Annotated in this window: 22 protein-coding genes and 1 pseudogene; 5 read left to right on the forward strand and 18 right to left on the reverse strand. The window is 52.6% G+C overall.

The window, feature by feature from the left end; genetic code table 11:
* Positions 1–4 precede the first annotated feature (4 nt).
* Positions 5–292 (forward strand): DUF3289 family protein, encoded by a 288-nt coding sequence (locus tag EPYR_RS03890; protein ID WP_226060703.1) that lies wholly within the window; start codon positions 5–7, stop codon positions 290–292.
* Between the two features lie 57 nt (positions 293–349).
* On the opposite strand, the gene EPYR_RS03895 is transcribed toward EPYR_RS03890, so the two are convergent.
* Positions 350–1,461 (reverse strand): IS3 family transposase gene (locus EPYR_RS03895; RefSeq protein ID WP_148217825.1). Its coding sequence is split into 2 segments (ribosomal slippage): positions 350–1,200 and positions 1,200–1,461, totalling 1,113 coding nucleotides; the frame shifts between segments, so codons are not numbered across the junction.
* Between the two features lie 69 nt (positions 1,462–1,530).
* Between EPYR_RS03895 and EPYR_RS03905 the strand changes: the two genes are divergently transcribed.
* A complete protein-coding gene (locus tag EPYR_RS03905; protein WP_014538603.1) occupies positions 1,531–1,941 on the forward strand; it encodes a DUF943 family protein in 411 nt (136 codons plus the stop codon).
* A gap of 250 nt (positions 1,942–2,191) precedes the next feature.
* On the opposite strand, the gene gbpA is transcribed toward EPYR_RS03905, so the two are convergent.
* Complete coding sequence (gene gbpA / locus EPYR_RS03910) at positions 2,192–3,658, reverse strand: N-acetylglucosamine-binding protein GbpA (RefSeq protein ID WP_014538604.1); 1,467 nt, start codon at positions 3,656–3,658, stop codon at positions 2,192–2,194.
* A 304-nt stretch (positions 3,659–3,962) separates the two neighbouring features.
* Here gbpA and gspS point away from each other — a divergent pair, with 304 nt between their 5' ends.
* Entirely contained in the window at positions 3,963–4,343 is a 381-nt protein-coding gene (gene gspS / locus EPYR_RS03915; protein ID WP_014538605.1) for a type II secretion system pilot lipoprotein GspS, read from the forward strand.
* A gap of 117 nt (positions 4,344–4,460) precedes the next feature.
* Here the strand turns inward: gspS and EPYR_RS03920 are convergent, their stop codons facing one another.
* The 13 genes from EPYR_RS03920 to EPYR_RS03980 are packed head-to-tail and all read right to left on the reverse strand — an operon-like array spanning position 4,461 to position 15,168.
* The gene (locus tag EPYR_RS03920) at positions 4,461–5,249 is read right to left on the reverse strand and encodes a prepilin peptidase (protein ID WP_012667114.1); all 789 of its coding nucleotides are present in this window, start codon (positions 5,247–5,249) and stop codon (positions 4,461–4,463) included.
* Positions 5,239–5,697, reverse strand: coding sequence for a hypothetical protein (locus tag EPYR_RS03925; RefSeq protein ID WP_012667115.1), 459 nt, complete (start codon positions 5,695–5,697; stop codon positions 5,239–5,241). Before EPYR_RS03925 ends, EPYR_RS03920 begins: the two co-directional genes overlap by 11 nt.
* Positions 5,694–6,761 carry a type II secretion system protein GspL gene (gene gspL / locus EPYR_RS03930; protein ID WP_012667116.1) on the reverse strand — a complete coding sequence of 356 codons (1,068 nt, stop codon included), beginning with the start codon at positions 6,759–6,761 and terminating at the stop codon, positions 5,694–5,696. Before gspL ends, EPYR_RS03925 begins: the two co-directional genes overlap by 4 nt.
* A 5-nt stretch (positions 6,762–6,766) precedes the next feature.
* Positions 6,767–7,660 carry a type II secretion system minor pseudopilin GspK gene (gene gspK / locus EPYR_RS03935; RefSeq protein WP_012667117.1) on the reverse strand — a complete coding sequence of 298 codons (894 nt, stop codon included), beginning with the start codon at positions 7,658–7,660 and terminating at the stop codon, positions 6,767–6,769.
* Positions 7,660–8,220 (reverse strand): type II secretion system minor pseudopilin GspJ, encoded by a 561-nt coding sequence (gspJ, locus tag EPYR_RS03940; protein ID WP_012667118.1) that lies wholly within the window; start codon positions 8,218–8,220, stop codon positions 7,660–7,662. Before gspJ ends, gspK begins: the two co-directional genes overlap by 1 nt.
* The gene (gene gspI / locus EPYR_RS03945; RefSeq protein ID WP_012667119.1) at positions 8,220–8,582 is read right to left on the reverse strand and encodes a type II secretion system minor pseudopilin GspI; all 363 of its coding nucleotides are present in this window, start codon (positions 8,580–8,582) and stop codon (positions 8,220–8,222) included. Before gspI ends, gspJ begins: the two co-directional genes overlap by 1 nt.
* A complete protein-coding gene (locus EPYR_RS03950; protein WP_012667120.1) occupies positions 8,579–9,064 on the reverse strand; it encodes a prepilin-type N-terminal cleavage/methylation domain-containing protein in 486 nt (161 codons plus the stop codon). Before EPYR_RS03950 ends, gspI begins: the two co-directional genes overlap by 4 nt.
* On the reverse strand, positions 9,064–9,513 hold the full coding sequence (gspG, locus tag EPYR_RS03955; RefSeq protein WP_012667121.1) for a type II secretion system major pseudopilin GspG: 450 nt from the start codon (positions 9,511–9,513) through the stop codon (positions 9,064–9,066). Before gspG ends, EPYR_RS03950 begins: the two co-directional genes overlap by 1 nt.
* A gap of 6 nt (positions 9,514–9,519) precedes the next feature.
* The gene (gspF, locus tag EPYR_RS03960; RefSeq protein ID WP_012667122.1) at positions 9,520–10,725 is read right to left on the reverse strand and encodes a type II secretion system inner membrane protein GspF; all 1,206 of its coding nucleotides are present in this window, start codon (positions 10,723–10,725) and stop codon (positions 9,520–9,522) included.
* A 1-nt stretch (position 10,726) separates the two neighbouring features.
* Positions 10,727–12,193, reverse strand: coding sequence for a type II secretion system ATPase GspE (gene gspE, locus EPYR_RS03965; protein WP_012667123.1), 1,467 nt, complete (start codon positions 12,191–12,193; stop codon positions 10,727–10,729).
* Positions 12,193–14,130 carry a type II secretion system secretin GspD gene (gspD, locus tag EPYR_RS03970; RefSeq protein WP_012667124.1) on the reverse strand — a complete coding sequence of 646 codons (1,938 nt, stop codon included), beginning with the start codon at positions 14,128–14,130 and terminating at the stop codon, positions 12,193–12,195. The genes gspE and gspD overlap by 1 nt, the downstream gene beginning before the upstream one ends.
* 28 nt (positions 14,131–14,158) lie before the next feature.
* Entirely contained in the window at positions 14,159–14,665 is a 507-nt protein-coding gene (locus tag EPYR_RS03975; RefSeq protein WP_012667125.1) for a type II secretion system protein N, read from the reverse strand.
* Between the two features lie 35 nt (positions 14,666–14,700).
* The gene (locus tag EPYR_RS03980) at positions 14,701–15,168 is read right to left on the reverse strand and encodes a winged helix-turn-helix domain-containing protein (protein ID WP_012667126.1); all 468 of its coding nucleotides are present in this window, start codon (positions 15,166–15,168) and stop codon (positions 14,701–14,703) included.
* Positions 15,169–15,993: 825 nt separating this feature from the next.
* Here EPYR_RS03980 and mutT point away from each other — a divergent pair.
* Entirely contained in the window at positions 15,994–16,386 is a 393-nt protein-coding gene (mutT, locus tag EPYR_RS03985) for an 8-oxo-dGTP diphosphatase MutT (RefSeq protein WP_012667127.1), read from the forward strand.
* 41 nt (positions 16,387–16,427) lie between these two features.
* Here the strand turns inward: mutT and yacG are convergent, their stop codons facing one another.
* From yacG to coaE, 3 genes are read right to left on the reverse strand one after another with little or no spacing between them, the layout of a single operon-like run.
* Entirely contained in the window at positions 16,428–16,613 is a 186-nt protein-coding gene (gene yacG, locus EPYR_RS03990; protein ID WP_012667128.1) for a DNA gyrase inhibitor YacG, read from the reverse strand.
* 10 nt (positions 16,614–16,623) lie between these two features.
* A complete protein-coding gene (gene zapD, locus EPYR_RS03995; protein ID WP_012667129.1) occupies positions 16,624–17,367 on the reverse strand; it encodes a cell division protein ZapD in 744 nt (247 codons plus the stop codon).
* 4 nt (positions 17,368–17,371) lie between these two features.
* A complete protein-coding gene (gene coaE / locus EPYR_RS04000) occupies positions 17,372–17,983 on the reverse strand; it encodes a dephospho-CoA kinase (protein ID WP_012667130.1) in 612 nt (203 codons plus the stop codon).
* A gap of 252 nt (positions 17,984–18,235) precedes the next feature.
* On the opposite strand from coaE, the pseudogene EPYR_RS04005 reads away from it, so the two are divergent.
* Positions 18,236–19,269: pseudogene (locus EPYR_RS04005) on the forward strand (GMP reductase).
* Positions 19,270–19,271: the final 2 nt, after the last annotated feature.

Below are 19,271 nucleotides of genomic sequence, written 5' to 3' on the forward strand. Positions count from 1 at the left end.
ACGTTTGCCAGGATATACACGATGGAAAGACTGGATTAATGGAATGGGCATTACTGTCCATGATGTCAATTGCACAGAAATATCTATTGAGAGTTTAGTGTTCCAGGGGAATAAATACACAGCCCAGGATCATTCCGGCTTAGACAGAGAAGACATATCAAAGGCTAAATTCTACGCGATAAGCTTCTTCAGAATAGGGTTTGTCCTGCAGCGCGCGCAGAACCTCGCTCAAAAACCATTCTTTACGAATTTCGAAGCCACAATAACATTGACCGGAGAGAACAATGTCTGATTATAAAAGGATTGGAATAGTCCTGGTAGCATCAGTGCTGGTGTAAAGACACCCATTTTAGTTCCACACACTTTTTGAGATTTCCGGTTTCTCAGCCATCAGCCGATACTCTTCCGGCGTCAGGTTATTCAGGGATTCATGAGGCCGCTCACTGTTGTATTCATTCAGCCAGCGTTCCGTTATTTCCCGTGCTTCATTCAGTGTTCTGAACAGATAAAAATCCAGTATTTCGGTCCGGTACGTTCGGTTAAACCTTTCTATAAACGCGTTCTGTGTTGGCTTACCCGGCTTGATAAATTCCAGCATCACGCCATGCTCTTCGGCCCATTGCGCCAGAGCCAGAGATATCAGTTCCGGTCCGTTATCCATCCGCATCTTCAGCGGATATCCACGGTTTGCCACTATCCTGTCCAGCACCCGGACGACACGCTGCGCCGGGATATTCAGGTCAATTTCGATAGCCAGTGCTTCACGGTTAAAATCATCCACGACGTTGAAAGTCCGGAAACGTCGGCCACATGTCAGCGCGTCGTGCATAAAATCAATCGACCAGCTTTGGTTCAGTGCTTCCGGCGTTGCCAGCGGAGCCGGATTACGCACCGGCAGGCGTTGCTTACCCTTACGACGAAAATTCAGTTTTAGCAGACAGTAAATCCGGTGTACACGCTTGTGGTTCCAGACGTGGNCCTGCCTGCGAAGCACCTGGAAAAGCTTCTTAAATCCGTAGCGGGGGTAGCGTTCAGCCGCCTCAGTCAGCCTCTGGATCACCGCTTCATCACGTCGCGTATCCGGTTGATAACGAAACACCGTCCTGCTCAGCGATAACGTCCTNCATGCCTGGCGTATGCTCATCGCAAACTGCGTGGTCAGATAGCTGACGAGCTCACGCTTTATCGCTGGNTTTAAAGCTTTTTTTCGATGACGTCTTTCAGCGCCCGGCATTCCAGACTCAGATCGGCAAACATCTGCTTCAGACGACGATTCTCGTCCTCAAGAGCTTTGATCTTTTTGATATCAGCGGCTTCCATCCCGCCATATTTCGCCTTCCAGTTGTAGTAGCTGGCTTCGGAAATAGCGGCCTCGCGACATACCTCTTTGACGGTCCTGCCAGCTTCGACTGATTTCAGTACGGCGATGATCTGGTGCTCGGTGAATCGGATTTTACGCATAGCGATCTCCTCAGGGGCATCATCAGTATGCCGGAAGATCTCTAAAAGTGAATNGCACCATTATGCGGGATGCTTACACTGGCATATTGTCTTTGGACGGTTGTCAGACCAGCCAATATAATCAGGGTTGAACATTCAGTTATATTTGTTGAGCATTTGCCCATAACGAAAAAAGGCAAACTTAACTGGTGGTTAAAAAATAAAGAAAATCTGGGAAATGAATATCATATTTTTGAGGCTAAAAATAATTTTACCGTGGTGGTTATGAATTTTGGTGGCTACGAAAAGTTACCACAAGGAACAAGAGATGGCTCTACAGATGACTATACCTGTTTTGATGATGCTAAAAATAAAAAATGTATATACAACGATATAGCAATAGTCATCAGAGGAAGTATAAACGGGAAAATGTTCATCAATACAGGGGGTAAAACATATATTCAAACCGCAGAGGGTAAAGTGATTTTACAGGAAAAATGAGTAACATTATCAACGACACTCTATGTCTTGATTATTTACCACAATCTGTGGTGTAAATTATTGTGCTGAATATCATCAGGGGTGTGACATGAAAGTATCTGGTTACCTGTGGGGCAAGTCTGGAAGACGATCAGGCAGGGCTGTCAGGCAGATAAAAAAACGCCCTGCCAGCACAGGCTGACAGGGCGTGGATGACCATCTTATTCAGGCCCGTACTGCGGCCAGATGATGGTTGAATATGATGGATAACTTAGTGAGCTTTTTTAGCTGCGCCCACTTCGGTCCATGCATCTGCCCAAGCTGAACCTACGCCAGGCTCATAGTGGTTAGCGCTTTTAGCGTAAATTTTGCACCAGCCAGCTACCGCACCTTCTTTACACTGATAGACTTTACCATTTTTGGACTGCAGTACTTTCGTTCCGCCTACGTAGCTGTCGATACTTTCAGGATAAGTGAATTCAGCATCAGTGTTACCGCCGCCTGCATTTTCGGTCAGCTTCACATTCTGGGTATCCTGTGCAGGAGCCGCGCCGTTCTCAGCCGTGGCGGTAACAACCACCGCAAAATCGCCCGCTTTCAGTTTGGAACCTTCAAGTGACAGACTAAATTTACCATCAGCACCAACGGTCGCTGTCCGGATTTCGTTCAGCTTACGCGTTTTACTGAGAAATCTTGCGGTAACTTTCGACTCAGGCGTTGCGCTTCCCGTAATATCGATCTTCACCGCGCCATCAGTCAGCCTGTACTCTTTGTTGAGTTTGTTAACTTCCAGCTCCAGAGGCGCAACCTGTTCGGTTTCAAGCTCCGGTTCAATAGCCGAAATTGGGGATTCTTTCTTGGCATAAAGGTAGTTTCTGCCAGCGGCCGGTTCCACGGTGCCATCCGCGTTGAGTACACCGGCACGCACGTCTTTATACGTTTTGTTGACCAGTTCCGCCAACGCCTTGCCCCAGACCTCTTTTTTACCTTCGGCATCGCTGTTGATATTCAGGGTAACGCCGGCACCCGTCTTTTCTGTGTCTTCGAATACGCGAATCGACGCGGTGTCACCTGCCTTAAGATCTAAGGTTGGATTAATTGTGCCGACTGACTTTGGAAATTCAGAAGGAACGGCGTTTCCAAAGTCGACATCGATAACTTTGTAGAAGGTATTGTCGGTATCAGCGATTTCCCAAACGGCATAAATCACCTGATAACCGGTACGTTCAGGGACTACGCAGTTATGGCTGACCGGGCCTAATGGTGCCGCAGCCCCTGACATCTCATTCACACAGAACGGCACTAATTCAAATGAGTCACGCGTTAGCGGCTTGTTAGCATCCCAGCCCTGCTTGGTAATAAAGTAGTTGAAGTTCGTGGTTTTATGCGCTGCGGTAATCTCCCATGTGAACGTGTTTTCCCCTGCTTTAATTGGACTTTTGGCCCACAGATCGGCAGTTTGCAGGTTAAGTTTTGCGGCCATTCCTTCAGTACTACCAACGGCACTGGCAAGTTTCCCATCTGGCGGGTACATAAGTTGTTCAGGGAAGCCTTTATGCGATTCACCTACGGATTGAGGATTATATTGTACCTGGTCACCGCATTTTTCAGGGCTGTTTTTCTGCAGTTTGCACATGGTGTCACGCGAAGGTGGGTTACTGACATAACCATGTGCTAAAACACTGCCGCTGACTAATAAGGTGGTAATGGCAAGAGCGAGTTTGTTAACTTTCATCATTTCAAATATTCCGTATTTGCTAATATCTATAAATAGAGGCCGGACGATCCATACCTCTTGCTATAACTGCAAACCGCAGCTAAGCCAGTGAAGAATAGGGGTAAATTCAGGGGGGCGGTACTTAATGATTCTTATAGCGCGTTAAAACCCCCTTCCCCTTTTTTCAGTGCGAAGCTCAGCTTATAAAATTTTATTAGGATGCCTTATTTACCTGTTTCCTTAAAAAGGCTTAAATCAGCTTATTAAAACGCCAACAAATCCTGACAAAGGTATAATGACTTATCTTCTGTCTGATGTGATGATTATGAATATTAAAAACCTGAGTCCTGTTTTACTAATCCCCTTGTTGACCTTAGTCAGTTGCCAAAACCAGACGGGTGGCAAACCCGGCACGGTACCGGTGACCCGCCAGCTGGATCAACTCTCTTCCCTGGTGGCTTCTGCCAGCTGGTTAAGGCAGCACTGCAATCGTAATGATATTCCTGAGGATGCGACCTTAGCGACTAAGGCGCTGGCGCTGGCAAAAGAGCGCGGATGGCAGATTGATAACAGCTTCCGCCAGCAGCTGGCACAGCAGGTATCAGTACGTATCAGCGCACTGGACGCAGATCTGCCGTCGCAGTCGGCTAAATGCGCTGCGCTGAATCAGGCGGCCGTTCCTTTTATTCAGTACGTGCAAAAATAGGCCAGGCTGCCAGCGGCGAACGCTGGCAGTCAGCGCATGGCCGCAGGGAAGGGGGCAAAAGTCAGTGGGATATTGAATTAGCGCACTGAATCAGGCCACAGGGCCTGATTCAGTGGTTCAGAAAAATGCGAAGTGGTTAGCAGAGATCAACAGCAGCAGGCCAGCGGCAGCAAGGAAGGGGCCAAAAGGCAGCGGCGCATTGAGCGACCGCCGGAACAGCAGACGGCCCAGCAGCACCCAGATAATACCGCTCACGGAAGCCAGCAGCAGCAGCAGGGGCAGCGGCTGCCAGCCCAGCCAGGCACCGAGCGCCGCCAGCAGTTTGGCATCACCCAGTCCCAGCGCATCCTTACCCGACAGCAGACGATAACCCTGTGCCAGCAGCGCCAGGCTTAAATAACCCGCTATTGCCCCGCTTACCGCAGCGGCAAGCGTGAGATGTGGCAGCCACTCCAGCAGGTTGACCGACAGGCCAAGCCACAGCAGGGGCAGCGTCAGCGCATCGGGCAGCAGCTGGTGTTCGGCATCAATCAAGACCAGCGCCAGTAACAGCCAGCTAAACAGCAGCACCGCCAGCAATAACCCCCCTGGAGGAAACAGCCAGCCGAGCGCCAGCGTTAACAGCAGCGTGCCGAACTCGGTCAGCGGATAGCGGCGCGACACCGGCTGGCAGCAATGACGGCAGCGCCCCTTCAGCAGCAGCCAGCTCAATAGTGGAATATTGTCATGCCAGCGCACCGTCGTTTTACATTGCGGGCAGTGTGAAGCCGGTAGCCACAGGTTGAACCCCGGTCGGGCACCCCCTCCGATCATCAGCGGCAGACGCCAGGTCACCACGTTAAGCAGGCTTCCGGTTGCGGCCCCCAGCAAGGCCAACAGCAACCAGTAAAAGCCGCTATCGGTCACGATTGAGTTCCATATGCATCAGTTGCAGCTGAGTCCCCTGCTGTTCCAGCAGCAAATGCGATGGCTGTAGCGCGTAGCGCTGCTCCAGTTTCACCAGCGCGTTCAGCAAAGACCCCAGCGCAACCGTCCCCCTGGCAGCCACCCAGAGATCGGGCGACGGTTGTGACAGAACCAATCCCGGCGGCAGCAGCCTGTTCAGTTGCTCAAGACCAGGATTCTTTTCTGGCTGACGCGCCAGCACTGCCTGCATGCGGCTTTCCAGCTGCTGTATTTGCTGCGCCTCAAGCTGGCGTTGTTGCAGATGATTGACCGCCCGCTGTTGCCAGACCATCGCCTGTTCTCTGGCGATATAAAGCCCGGCGGCGATGGCGCTAATCAGGCAGATAACCAGCAGCCAGCGCTCCCGGGGCTGCCTGCGTTGCCAGAAGTTAAGAGTTTTGTCGCTCATGATTTCCTGCCAATAGTGATGCTGCGCTCACCCTGTCGGGTCAGCTGTAAGCCCTCTGGTGCCTCCAGCGGGTTATCGGTCGGTATGACTGCAGCGAAGTGTAAACGCAGCTCCTGCTTTTTCGCATCCCACTCCAGCGTTTGCAGCGGAATTTCTTTGACATTTGCGAGCAGCGCCGAGCATTCAGTCAGCAGTACCAGCAGGCCAGCGGTGGGCTTATGGGTTTCCTGTTGCTGTATGTGCTCAAGTAACGCCTGCGCCGGTTTAACGGGGTGCTCTTGCGGAAAGTAGCGCTGATAGCGTTGCAGCGTCTGCTGTTTAACCTGTTCGGCGGCCAGGTTCAGCTGCCAGCCGTGGTAAAGCGGCATTGCCGCCAGGCAACCACCGGACAGCATCAGCGCAACCATCAGGCTGCACAGGCTGTTACGCCAGCTGACCGTTGGGCCAAAATCACCGTGTAGCAGTGAAGGCAGGCTGATTTTTCCTGCTTCCTGGGTTAACCGCTGACGCGTTTGCTGTTCTTCAACCCGTTCGCTTAGCGTGCTGTCGTGGGCGGTAAGCAGCGGCAGGTCGGCTATGGCCACGCTAACGCCGCTGAACGGTTCGGTGCGTGCCAGCCACTGCTCCTCCAGGCGCAAAGCCTGACCCTCCGGCAGTATTAACACATCCGGCAAGGCGTAGTCTGGGGTGAAACCGCACTGTTTGACTGCGTCGATGGCGGCCTGCAGCCTGGCGGGTTCGATGGCCACCAGGTGGTTGTCCTGCGCGCTGCGCGCCAGCACGGTAATGTGCAACGAATCGACATCGCCGATGGCGGTTCCTTCCAGCTGCCATTTCAGCGCCTCTGCCGGCATTTTGCCGCCGCTCACGCAATAAAACAGGCAGTGCCCGGCGGGCACGGCCAGCCATACGCTGTCTTTCTTCCCACCGGGGATCGGGTCGTCCGCCGTGCCGCTGCTGTATGCGCCGCCAACGCTGCGGTATTCCCAGTGCAGCCTGCTGTGCGGCAGCCCGCTAAAATAAAAACAAAGCAATCCACTGTTTTTTCGTGGTTTTTTGGCCATCTGATTTACTCGCTTAATCCATAGAGACGAGCGGTGACATGGTATTGTTCATCCTGTTTCTGGATTCGACTGCGCAGTGCCGCAAATATTGTCGGATGATCGCTCCACATCAGCAGCTCGTAGTAATCACTGCGGGTCGCCAGCACGCTTTGTAGCGTGGCGATCGCCGGGGCGATAGTTGTCATACTGAGGGATTTGGTCAATGCGCTGAGATCTGCCCAGCCATGCGGCGGACGCGAGTCCAGCAGAGAACCGAGCTGCGACATTGACAGGGTGTTAGCAAATAATGCCCGCATCAGGGGTAATTGCCGGGGGGTCAAACCGTTAATATTGACCGCCAGTCTGGTTTCCGGCGTGACGCACAGCAGCGGTTGCATCTGCCGCCACAGTTCGGGCGTCACCGCTGGCAGCTGTTTTATCTGACTGATTTCATCAAACAGACGCCATTTATTTACCAACGGATCGGGTTTGACGAGGGCAATTATCTGCTGCATCAACGCTTCTGCCTGCGGTTTAGCGATATCCAGATTGCCCAGCATATGCAGGAAAACCTGATGCGCCACCGGCGGTGGCACCGTGATTTCTTTCTCTGCAATACGCTGTGGCAGCAGGGTATTGAGGTTAAAGCACGCCTGGCGGTCCAGCAGTTCAAAATGGATGAGCTGTTCGCCGAACTGACGCTGGCGCGCCAGGGTATAAGGTTTATCCAGCTTTTGTGAGGAGGTAAACCAGCGTTCAGCGCTCAACAGGTTCCATTTACTCTGCTGAAATGCCTGGCTACTCTCTGCGCGCGCAAACGCCTGCATACCATACTGGTTAGCGGTGGTGGCCAGCAGCGCCATAATGGCGATCATCAGCAGAACCACCAGCATCGCCATTCCCCGTTGTAATCCTGGCATTATTTTACCCCGCTCAACATGATGACCCGCGTCAGCTTGCCGTAATCGGCAATACTCAGGCTAACCTCAATTGCCTCCGGCAGTGACAAGGTGGCGGACCACTGCTGTGACCACCTTCCCGCAGACCAGTAACGCAGGGTGACCTGCTCAATCTCCCTGAAACGGGCGGTGATAATGCGGTCGTCCACGGTTTCCCGTATCAGCTCGTTATTCACCAGCCGCCAGCGGATGGTTTGCAGAGTTGAACGTGCTGACGGTGAACCGGGCAGGGTGCCGTTACGGCGGGTCAGCTGAAGCAAGGCTTCGGGCTTCGCGCAGATAAAGCCGGGCCGGGGGAGCGATATCGTTGCATCCCACGCTGGGATCATCGCCTGCGAGATATCACGATCGAGCAGTGAAAACAGGCGCTGCATCTCTTCCAGCCGCGTAACATGCTGGCGCGTCAGCTCACCGTTGCGCATCACCCCTTGCAGAATCTGATATCCCATCAGGCTGAGCAGCGAAAAGATAGCCAGTGCCAGCATCATTTCGATCAGCGTAAAACCATGTTGTTTGTGCATTATTCCTTCACCTGCCAGCTGTGCAGCGTGGCGATAGCATGCTGACTGGTCTCATCCAGACGCACCTCAATCTCCAGTCCACGGATGCTGGGATCGCTGGTGCTGACACCACGCCAGCGCCAGAACCAACGCTGTTCTGTCATCAGGGTATTGCCGTGTTGCCACTGCTGTGCCGGCCAGGTCCGTTCCAGGTACAGCTGAGCCAGCTGGTTGTCCGCCACCCAGTGAGCAAACTGCTTCTGCTCCAGATGGGTCAAATTGCGTACCTGCTCCCCGCTGGTTTTCATTAATGCCAGTCCGGCAATCGCCAGTATCGCCATTGACACCATCACTTCCAGTAGCGTCATTCCCTGTTGTTTCATGGTAACTCCCGTAGCACCAGCTCGCCCTCTGCCGCATCGATCTCACTGCCAGTGAGATCGGTTCCACTCAGTTGCAGGGTAAAGGGCGGCTGGTCACCATCGGGCAGAAACAGCAGCGTGGCCGGCAGTGTCACCACTTTTCCCTGTTGCCGCAGAGTGAAAGACATGTTGTCCGGCAGGCGAAAACGTGCCAGCCGGTTTTCGAACGGTAGCCAGTGATAGCCGGGGAAGAGGCTGTCACTGGTACTTTTTCCCGGTGCCAGTCGCGCCAGATCACCGCGGTGAGGAGTTAACTGCAAACGCACCACCGCCCCGTCAAGTTGCGCCTGACCGGCGGCCCAGCGCATCATCACCAGCAGTTTTTCTGCTTCGGGACGGGTGCTGGCAGCGGGCTGCGTCGCCACGGCCAGCAGCGCAATGCCGCTGAACAGCAGCAGTACCAGCATCACCTCCAGCAGGGTAAATCCGGCGTGGCGCTGCATTACGGCTCTTCGGTATCTGGCTGCCAGTTAGTCACGTCGTCCGCCGTCTGCGGTGCACCATCAGGGCCGGCAGAGAAAATATCCACCGGACCATGCTGACCGGGGCTGACCAGCTGGTAATCATTGCCCCACGGATCCTGTGGTAAACGGCGAACATAGCCGTCGCTGCGGTAATTACGCGGCACCGGCTCTGCCGTCGGCTTGGTGACCAGCGCTTTTAGCCCCTGTGCGGTGGTGGGATAGCGGCTGTTATCCAGCCGGTACATATCCAGCGAATTTTCCAGGGTAATAATGTCACTGACGGCTTTCTGGCGATCGGCGCGGTCCTTATTGCCCATCAGGCTGGGGATCACCAGGCTGGCAAGAATGCCGAGAATGACGATCACCACCATAATTTCCAGCAGGGTGAAGCCGCTCTGTTGGCGGCGGCGAGCAGATGATTGTTCCATCGTGATTTATCCTATCAGACTGTTAAGTTGTAAAATCGGTTGCAAAATGGCCAGTACGATAAACAGCACCACGCCTGCCATCACCACCACCAGCAGGGGTTCAAACAGGCTGACTGCCAGCGTCATCTGGCTGAGAAAGGCGCTGTCCTGAATATCGGCTGCTTTGGTCAGCATGCTGTCCAGTTCACCGCTGCTTTCGCCGCTGGCTACCATATGGCCCATCATCGGCGACAGCAGCCGTGTCTGTTCCAGCGCCAGCGTCAGGGTGGTGCCTTCGCGTACCCTTTCGGCGGCGAGCTGTAGCTGTTGGCGTATAAACAGATTGGTTAACACGGTGGCGCTGATATGCATGCCTTCCAGCAGGGGTACGGCGCTGTTGGTCAGAATACTGAGGGTGCGCGCATAGCGTGCCAGGTTGAGATTCAGGACGATACGGCCGATGAGCGGCAGCCGCAGCTTGGCCTGATGCCAGCGTAACTGCTGTGCCGGGCGGCGCAGCATCACGCGAGCGATGAACCCGGCCAGCAGCATAACCAGCAGCACCGGCAGGCCGATGGCGCGCGTTATCTCGCTGATGCTCATCAGCAGGCGGGTGGAAAGCGGTAGCGCCTGCTTCATATGCACGAACTGTTCGACCACGCTGGGCACCACAGCGGTCAGCAAAATGGTGATCACGCTGATGGCCACCAGCGTCAGCAGCAGGGGATAGATCATTGCCTGGGTGAGCTTACTTTTGATCTGCTGCGTTTTTTCGCTGTAATCGGCTAATTGTTCCAGCACGTTATCCAGTTTTCCCGACGCTTCACCGGCGGCGATCATCGCCTGATAGAGCGGGGGGAACGTGGCGGGGTAGAGGCCGACGGCATCCGCCAGTGAGGCACCTTCCAGCACCTTCTGACGGATGGCATGCAGCATGGTGCGGCCCGCTGGCTTGGTGGTCTGCCTTTCCAGCGCCAGCAGCGCCTGTTCCAGCGGCAAAGCAGCGCCAACCAGCGTTGCCAGCTGGCGCGTCATTAATACCCGTTCGCCGGCTGACAGCGAACGGCGTGATGAGGCACCACCGTGCAGGGAACCTGATTTTACCGGCTGCAAACGCAGCGGCTGGAGCTGCTGTTCGCGCAGCAGCTGGCGTGCCTGCTGTGGCGTATCGGCTTCGGTTTCGCCCTGAACTTTGACGCCGCGCTGATTGAGCGCCTGGTAGCGGAAACGCATATCAATGCGCCTCACGCGTGACGCGAAGGATCTCTTCGAGCGTGGTCATGCCGGTGAGCACCTTTTGCAGGCCGTCCTGTTGTAAAGAGCAATAGTCAGCGTTCACCAGCTGGCTCAGCTCGTTTTCGCTCTTGTTCTGGCCAATCGCCTGGCGGAGCGCATCATCAATCGTCAGCAATTCATAAATGCCGACACGCCCACGATAGCCGTTGTTATTACACTTTTCGCAGCCGACAGCGCGCCACAGCTGAATGCCCGATGGCGGGCTGGGGGAAAAATGCGCCAGCTCAACAGCGGTTGCCGCACCCGGTTGACGGCAGGCGGGACACAGCCTGCGTACCAGGCGCTGAGCCAGCACGCCAATCAGCGAGTTGGCGAGCAGAAAGGGTTCGACCCCCATATCGCGCAGGCGCTCAATAGCACCGAAAGCGCTGTTGGTATGCAGCGTGGAGAGCACCAGGTGCCCGGTGAGTGAAGCCTGAACGGCGATCTGCGCGGTTTCGCCGTCGCGGATCTCACCAATCATCACGATATCCGGGTCCTGGCGCAGAATGGCGCGCAGACCACGGGCGAATGTCATATCCACTTTGCTGTTGACCTGCGTCTGTCCAATCCCTTCCAGTTCGTACTCCACCGGATCTTCAATGGTCATGATATTTTTGTCGTCGCTGTGGATAAGCTTAAGCCCGGCATACAGCGTGGTACTTTTCCCCGAACCGGTTGGCCCGGTCACCAGCAGGATGCCGTGCGGCGTCTTCAGCAGACGATTCATCGCCTGCTCCGCCTGCGGTGACATGCCGATATCAGCCAGGTTCAGCGTCAGTCCATTCTTATCCAGTACGCGCAGCACGATGCGCTCACCGTGACGCGAAGGCAGGGTTGAGACGCGCACGTCGATATTTCTGCCGCCCAGACGCAGAGAAATACGCCCATCTTGCGGGATGCGTTTTTCCGCAATATCAAGCTTTGCCATGACTTTAATACGCGATAACAGGTAACGACTGAGCTGTGCCGGAGGGGACAGGATAGTGCGCAGCATGCCGTCAATGCGGAAGCGTACGCTCAGCTTCTTCTCAAATGGCTCGATATGAATATCGGATGCCCCTTCTTTGATAGCCTCACTGAGGATGGCATTGATCAGGCGGATAACCGGGGCGCCATCGTCGCTGTCGAGCAAATCGTTATCCTCGGGCAGCCCATCCACCAGCTGATCAAGATCAAACTCGCTACCCAGCGTTTCAAACACCTGCGTTGAGGAGGCGTTTTGCTGATAGGCATCGCTCATCTTCTGACGAAAAATGTCTTCGGCAAGCAACTGCAGACTGGCTTCAGGGGCATGGCGGCGTGCTTCCAGAATGGCAGACATACTGCTGCCGGAATGGAAGCACAGCGCCACGGATTCGCCATCCGGTAGCAGCAGTACGTTATGCTGCTGTACCCAGCTGAAGGGAAAAAGTGGCTGGTTCATCAGGCTTTTTTCCGATAAAAATCAGCGATATTATTCTGTATTTCCACCAGCGCCTGGTTGCTCTGCTTTATTGACAGATTTTCATCAATGGCTTTACCAATGCGTTTGTCGCCTTCGTCGTTGTCGAGCTTCTCGCGGAATTTCTCCAGCTTGCTGTCGCTGGTGCGGTCAAAGCTATCCTGCTGACGAATAATGGTGGGGCGGATAAACAGCATCAGGTTGCGTTTACTCTGTTTATCAGTGGTATAGCGGAAAAGCGCGCCTAATAACGGGATTTTGCCGAGCACCGGGACGCTGCTCTCCACTTTATTATGCGTGGTGTCGAGAAGCCCGCCTACCACCACGGTTTTTCCGCTTTCAACCAGAACCGTATTTTTCACCAGACGGGTATTAAAGGTGGCTCCCAGCGGATCAACCGAACTTTGTTCGGCCACGCTGGAGACTTCCTGCTCAATCTCCATCAGCACCGAGTCGCCTTTATTAATTTGCGGCTTGACTTTCAGTTTGATACCGACGCTTTTGCGGTCGACCGAATTGAACACGCCATCGCCGCTGGTGGTTTGTGAACCGGTCAGGATCGGCACATCCTGGCCAACGGTAAACTCTGCTTCCATATTGTCCAGCGTCACAATACTCGGCGTTGCCAGGATATTATTCTGACTGTTGGTTTGCAGGGCATTAAATAACCCTGCCCAGTTGCCGTGATAGAAACCGGCGGCCAGACCATTGGCCTTGCTAAGCGTTTCGGCAACGGTGCTACCAATCAGATTACTGACCGGAGCATCGGCCGCCGGAAATTGCGTTCCACCGCCGTTTTTGTTAAACCACTGGACGCCCAGCGCCAGGCCGTCGGCGTCCTGAACCTCAACGATGATCGCTTCTACCTGAACCTGAGCACGACTGATATCGAGCTGGGTAATAATCTCCTCAAGATCGCCCATCACATCCGGCGGAGCATTGATAATCAGTGAGTTGGTATGGGTATCGGCCTTTACGACGATGTCTTTTGTCATCGCGACAGGGCTGGCCGTCTTAGATTCGGATTTATCCTGCATGGTGCTGCTTACGCCGCTCAGCACCTCTAACAGATTTTCGGCCTTAGCGTGCTTCAGATAAAACACCCTGGAGTTGCTGCTGCGGTCTTTCTCTTCATCCAGATTTCTGGCCGCATCGACCAGCTGCTGGCGTGCCAGCTCGTCGCCGGTAATCAGTACGGCATTGGTGCGCGTATCCGCGACGGCTTTGGCGAACGGCTTATTGCTGCCTGTTTTTTTGCTATCACCGTTTATGAAATTAAGGATCTCAGCGACCTGAGGGGCCGAAGCCCACTGCAATTTCACGGTATCCACCGTGGTGTCTTCCGGCAGATCGATACTTTCGACAATGGCCATCAGCTGGCTGATGACCGCAGCTCTGCCGGTCATTAATAACACGTTACTGGGGTCGTAATGGACGACGCTGCCTGCTGCGGCATCGTTAAGCTGGCGCAATAAGGGGGCCAGGTCTTTTGCCGTGACGAACTGCAGTGGCACCACCCGGGTAATGATTTCATCGCCAGCGGCGCTGGCGCTACCCGTGACAAACGGCACGGCGGCACCTTTCGCATTTTTTGAAGGGATAATTTTCAGGACGCCATTATCCATGTTGATAGCGGTATAGCCGTAAACCTCAAGTACGCTGAGGAAAAACTGATAATACTGTTGCGCATCAAGGGTTTCGTAACTGCGTACGCTAATTTTTCCCTTCACCGTAGGATCGATAATGATAGTTTTATTTAGGGTTTTACTTACGGTGTTAATAAACTCGTCGATCTCGGTATTTTTAAAGCTCGCCTGATAGCCTTCCGCCTGCAGAGGGGAAGAAAATAACGTGCAAATCAGCAGCAGCGTTAACAGCCGCCGGGTGTTAGTCGCGTATTGGGGGGATCTCGTTTTCATAAGCAGTCCTTGATATAATTCGGCTTTATCACTTCATTGTTAAGGCTTCAAACTTTCCCCGGTGACGAATGATGACCCGTTGCGGAAAGATACGCACAATGGTTGCGGTTGTGTCAGGCAGGGCGTCGCCAACGCCGAGAGTCAGTTGCTGCTTGTTATGTTGCACAATTGCGATGGAGCGTGAGTCGATGTTACTGCTCAGCAGACCGGTCACTTTGACCGGCAGGGTGCTCTCCGGCGCCCTTAACATTTGCTCATCACTATCGTCCTGTTGCTGGACAGCAGGCTTCTTGCGCGGAGCCGGTGTAAATAATGAGAGCACCGAGAGCCGGGTATAACCATCCTGAGCGCTTTCCTGCTCGGGTTCAGGAAGTGGCTGTTGCACCGCAGGCAGGGGCAACAGCGGTGGTGCAGAGAACTTAAATGCATAACCCAGTGCGGCGAGCGGCAACATTACGCTAAGCAAATAGAGTGCGGCAGGTGACATCACTCTCTTTAAATAAGAGATCGGCACAGAGTCAGACGATAAGTTCATGCTAAAGCCCACAAATTATGTTGTGATAAAAACGATTAGCGTATTGCATTCAACAGCCATTGCTTCAGCGATGGTTTGTTGTCTTTATCGGGTACATTATTTTGCGATGTGTGGGATACAGGATGGTGATTCATTGCATCTGCCTCAATTTTTCTCAAAAGAGGCTCATTGATTTTTAAACCGTAGTAAGGGACGGTAATAAGAATATTGGTTGGCAGCTGATTACGTTGCAAAAGGGCACGTAGCTGAAATACCAGCTGGTGATAATTATTATCACGAACGCATTGATGGTTTTCATACCAAACAATATTAATAATGTCTCGTTTGCTGTTTATTTTTTGCGTCAGGCAAATTAAGAGTCTTTTTTGCGTTTCGCTAAGAGATATTGTCAGTTTCTTACAGGGGATCTCGAGCGTGTTCATCTGGCAGTCCAGATTGAAGAATGTGCTGTAGTGAATGTTTTCAATGTCGAGTATTTTTTCGCATTGTTCAACGCTTAACATTTTCTTTATTCCTTATGATGTCTCCGTCACCTGCAAAACTTAGCAGCCATTCGGGAGAGAGAATTTCCCATGAAAAACGCTTCAAATAACCTGTCGCTTTTTCTCTAACTGGATTGTTCAGGACCATAACTTGACGGCAAGCATAGAGGTTTAGGTAGTTTTTTTGCAACACACAATAAGTTTAATTTTTCATTAAAATTTGGCATTTTATTGATTTTCATCACTTTATCGCTTTGTTATTTAACGAGTAATAAGGCCTTAATTTATATTAAACTGCCTTATAAAAAGCATTGAGTATTTGTTTTGTTGTCATGTTTACATAATCTGACAATTATTATTTTCGACTAATTTAAGGTGCAGGTCTTGGCGTTGCTGTTTTTTTAATCCGTCAGGTTTTGTTTTTATTCTTTCTGAATTAGCAGCAAGGTCATCACCAGAGAAATAATATGCATGCTAGCCAATAAAATGATAAGGAAGTCTTCTGTCTGTGGTGGCTGAAATTTAATCAATGAGGTTAAGGTGGTGACATGAGTAATGTTAAAATACCGGCAAAAATCATCTGACTTCTTATTTTAATTCTCATCTGTGTGATATTCAGTATATTACTGAGTCCATCTGTTGCTGCGGTGCGTAACAGATAGGTTGCTGTGACTACAAGCCGATGCTGAATATCCATAACGCCTAACAATGTCCGCTGTGATGATGAAATCGTCAATCCACTGACAATGATCGGGTGGTGAAAGTGTATAGAGGGCCAAGACAACAACTGGCATCAATGATATTGTTTGTCGCCATCCGGCTTGGATCTTTCTGGAGTGAACGGCGATGAAACATTTACAGGTTGCAGTAGGTATTATCCGCAATAATCAACAGCAGATTTTTTTAGCTCAGCGTTCAGCCAGCGCTTATATGGGGAATATGTGGGAGTTCCCCGGTGGGAAAATTGAAGCGGGTGAAACGCCTGAACAGGCTCTGAAACGTGAATTAATGGAAGAAACGGGTATCGCAGTCCTGAATGCCGAACCTTACGATATAGTCGATCATACCTATACCGATCTCCGCGTGACGCTGCATTTTTTTATCGTAGACCGCTGGCAGGGGGAGCCTTATGGCCGCGAAGGACAGCCGCAGCGTTGGGTTGCGCAGAGTCAACTTAACGCTGCGGAGTTTCCACCTGCGAATGCTGAGATGGTTGTCAGGCTGAAAGCGGGCAACTGATCGACCACGCTATTTCAGGCTGCTTACTGGCGATCGAGCAGCTATTCGCTCCAGTCATCGCTGTCATTGAAATCGCCGCTGCTGGGAATACGCTTCTCTTCAGCGGCCCATTCCCCCAGGTCGATAAGCTGGCAGCGTTTACTGCAAAACGGGCGCCAGGTACTCAGTTTATCCCAGATTACCTGCTTGCCGCAGGTTGGGCAGTTAACGACGGTTACCTCATTCATGGCATCTACCTTAACAACAGGCCAGCTCAAAATTGAAGCGGGCGGGGACTTCGCCTCGTTCACTGTCCAACGGCAGGAAACGGATGGCATAACGACTTTTATGGCCGGAGACCTGAGGATATAACGCATCCTCAAGATGAAGCTGTAAGCGCAACAAATCTGCACCTCCGGCATTGTCCTGGAAAAATCCATTCAGGCTGGTATGGGTTCGTAATATCCCGGACTGACGAATCAGGTCAAGGATTAGCGTTAGCGCATCACGAATCGGGGCTAAAGACTCCAGCCATACAGCCACCTGCTGGTCACGCTGCTTTTGTTCAATATGCAGCCAGATATGCAGGGTGGGAAGATCAAAACTACAGCAGCCCCCGGGGATACTTAAGCGCTGGCGCACCAGGCTAATAAGGCGTTCTTCGCGCAACAGTTGCCCCATGCGCGGTGCAGCAATTAAGCAGGCTGCGCAGCTTTTAAGTTCAGCTCTGAGCGCATCAATTCGCGTCATATCAACGCCGGGGATCTCGGCCCATGACAGCAGCTTTTGCTGCTGGCGTTCCAGCTCTTTAAGGATCTCGGTACGCAGCTCTCCACGTTCAAACACGTCCAGCAGTTCGGCAGCATTACGGAAAAATGTCAGTGCGCCCAGGTGATCGACAATTATCTGGCAGGCAGTCAGCTGTTTTAATAAAAACTCGATACGCAGCCAGGTACGCATTTTCTCATTCAAAGGGTGCTCAAAAAGAACCGTTGTGCTCATACCGTTAATCCCGATCGGTTGCCGCAGCCAGAGCCATGTAACGCTCATTAAGTTCGGCAACGCGCGCAATCACCGTTTCCGGTGACCCGCAGTTATCAATAATGTCATCTGCCACGGCCAGACGTGCTTCACGCGTTGCCTGGGCAGCAAGTATGTGTTCAACCTGTTCACGACTGATGTTATCGCGCTGGGTGGTTCTGACTATCTGGGTTGCGCGGTCTACATCTACCAGCAACACGCGATCGGCATGATGTTGCAAATGGTTTTCTACCAGGAGCGGGACAACCCACAAGCACCATACAGAGCGCGCTAATGCTAACTGCTGCTGCGTCCGGCAGTGGATAAGAGGATGTAACAGATTATTGACCCAGCTTTTATCCGCCGCAGAGCTGAAAATTTTGTTACGCAAACTTGCCCGATTCAAGGTGCCATCCGGCATCAGTATTTCATCACCAAAATGCGTATGGATTGCAGCCAGTGCTGGCTGCCCCGGCTCGACTACCTGACGCGCGATAACATCGGCATCAATAATATCGACTCCCAGTCCGGCAAAAAGGTTAGCAATAGTACTTTTCCCGCTGCCGATGCCACCGGTCAGCGCCACGATATAGTGCATATTTCTCCGCTTTCGCCGCCTTGACTGCCCATTATTCGCTGTATGAAGGCAAATAATGTGGCGCAGATCACACGAAAAATTTACAGGTAAATTTAGGCAATTGTAACTTAAACAATGCAAATATCGCAGTCTTGTCTGCGCGTATTTAGCGCGTATGATAGTGTCACTGGAGCTGGCACTTTGCCTGTGACCGCAAGCGTAACCCAGACAGGGAACGTATCCGGTTCAACGCCATCAACCAGGAAATTTGTTATGCGCATCGAAGAAGATAGGTAAGCCAGGTTTTAAAGACGTTCTTATCCGGCCAAAACGTTCCACGTTGCAAAGCCGTTCTCAGGTTGAACTGGAGCGCCAGTTTACCTTCAAAAATTCGGGTATCGCCTGGTCTGGTGTACCGATTATCGTGGCCAATATGGACACTGTTGGTACTTTCGGCATGGCAGAAGCGCTGTCCTCTTTTGATCTTCTCACCGCAGTTTATAAATATTATAGCGTTGAGCAGTTGCGGGCGTTTGTTGAGCGTGTCTCGCCAGCGGTGTTGCGCCATGTGATGGTATCTACCGGCACCTCAGAAGCTGATTTTACCCGGCTACAGCCGATCCTTGCGCTGTCACCAATGCTAAACTTTATCTGTATCGATGTGGCTAACGGCTACTCTGAGCATTTTGTGGCCTTCCTGCAGCGAGCACGCGAAGTCTGCCCGGATAAAACCATCTGTGCAGGCAATGTAGTGACGGGTGAAATGGTCGAGGAGCTGATCCTTTCCGGTGCTGATAGGGTTAAAGTCGGCATCGGTTCCGGATCTGTTTGTACGGCCCGGGTTAAAATCGGTGTCGGCTATTCACAACTTTCTGCGGTTATTGAGTGTGCTGATGCGGCGCATCGCCTTGGCGGGCAGATTGTCAGCGATGGTGGCTGCTCGGCTCCCGGCGATGTGGCGAAAGCCTTCGGCGGCGGTGCCGATTTTGTCATGTTGGGCGGTATGCTGGCCGCCCATGATGAATGTGAGGGTACGCTGGTGGAAGAAAATGGCGAACGGTATATGCTGTTCTACGGCATGAGTTCTGAATCAGCCATGAAACGCCATGTGGGTGGCATTGCGCAATATCGTGCGGCAGTGGATAAAATCGTACGGTTGCCGTTGCGTGGCCCGTGGAACAGGCCGCGCGCGATATTCTGGGCGGTCTGCCTGCACCTGTGTGGGTGTTGAAAGGCTGAAAGAGCTGACCAAACGTACCACCTTTATCCGCGTTAACGAGCAGGAAAACCGCGTGTTTAATCATTAGTT

It is taken from the genome of Erwinia pyrifoliae DSM 12163 (assembly GCF_000026985.1).
Classification (GTDB): domain Bacteria; phylum Pseudomonadota; class Gammaproteobacteria; order Enterobacterales; family Enterobacteriaceae; genus Erwinia; species Erwinia pyrifoliae.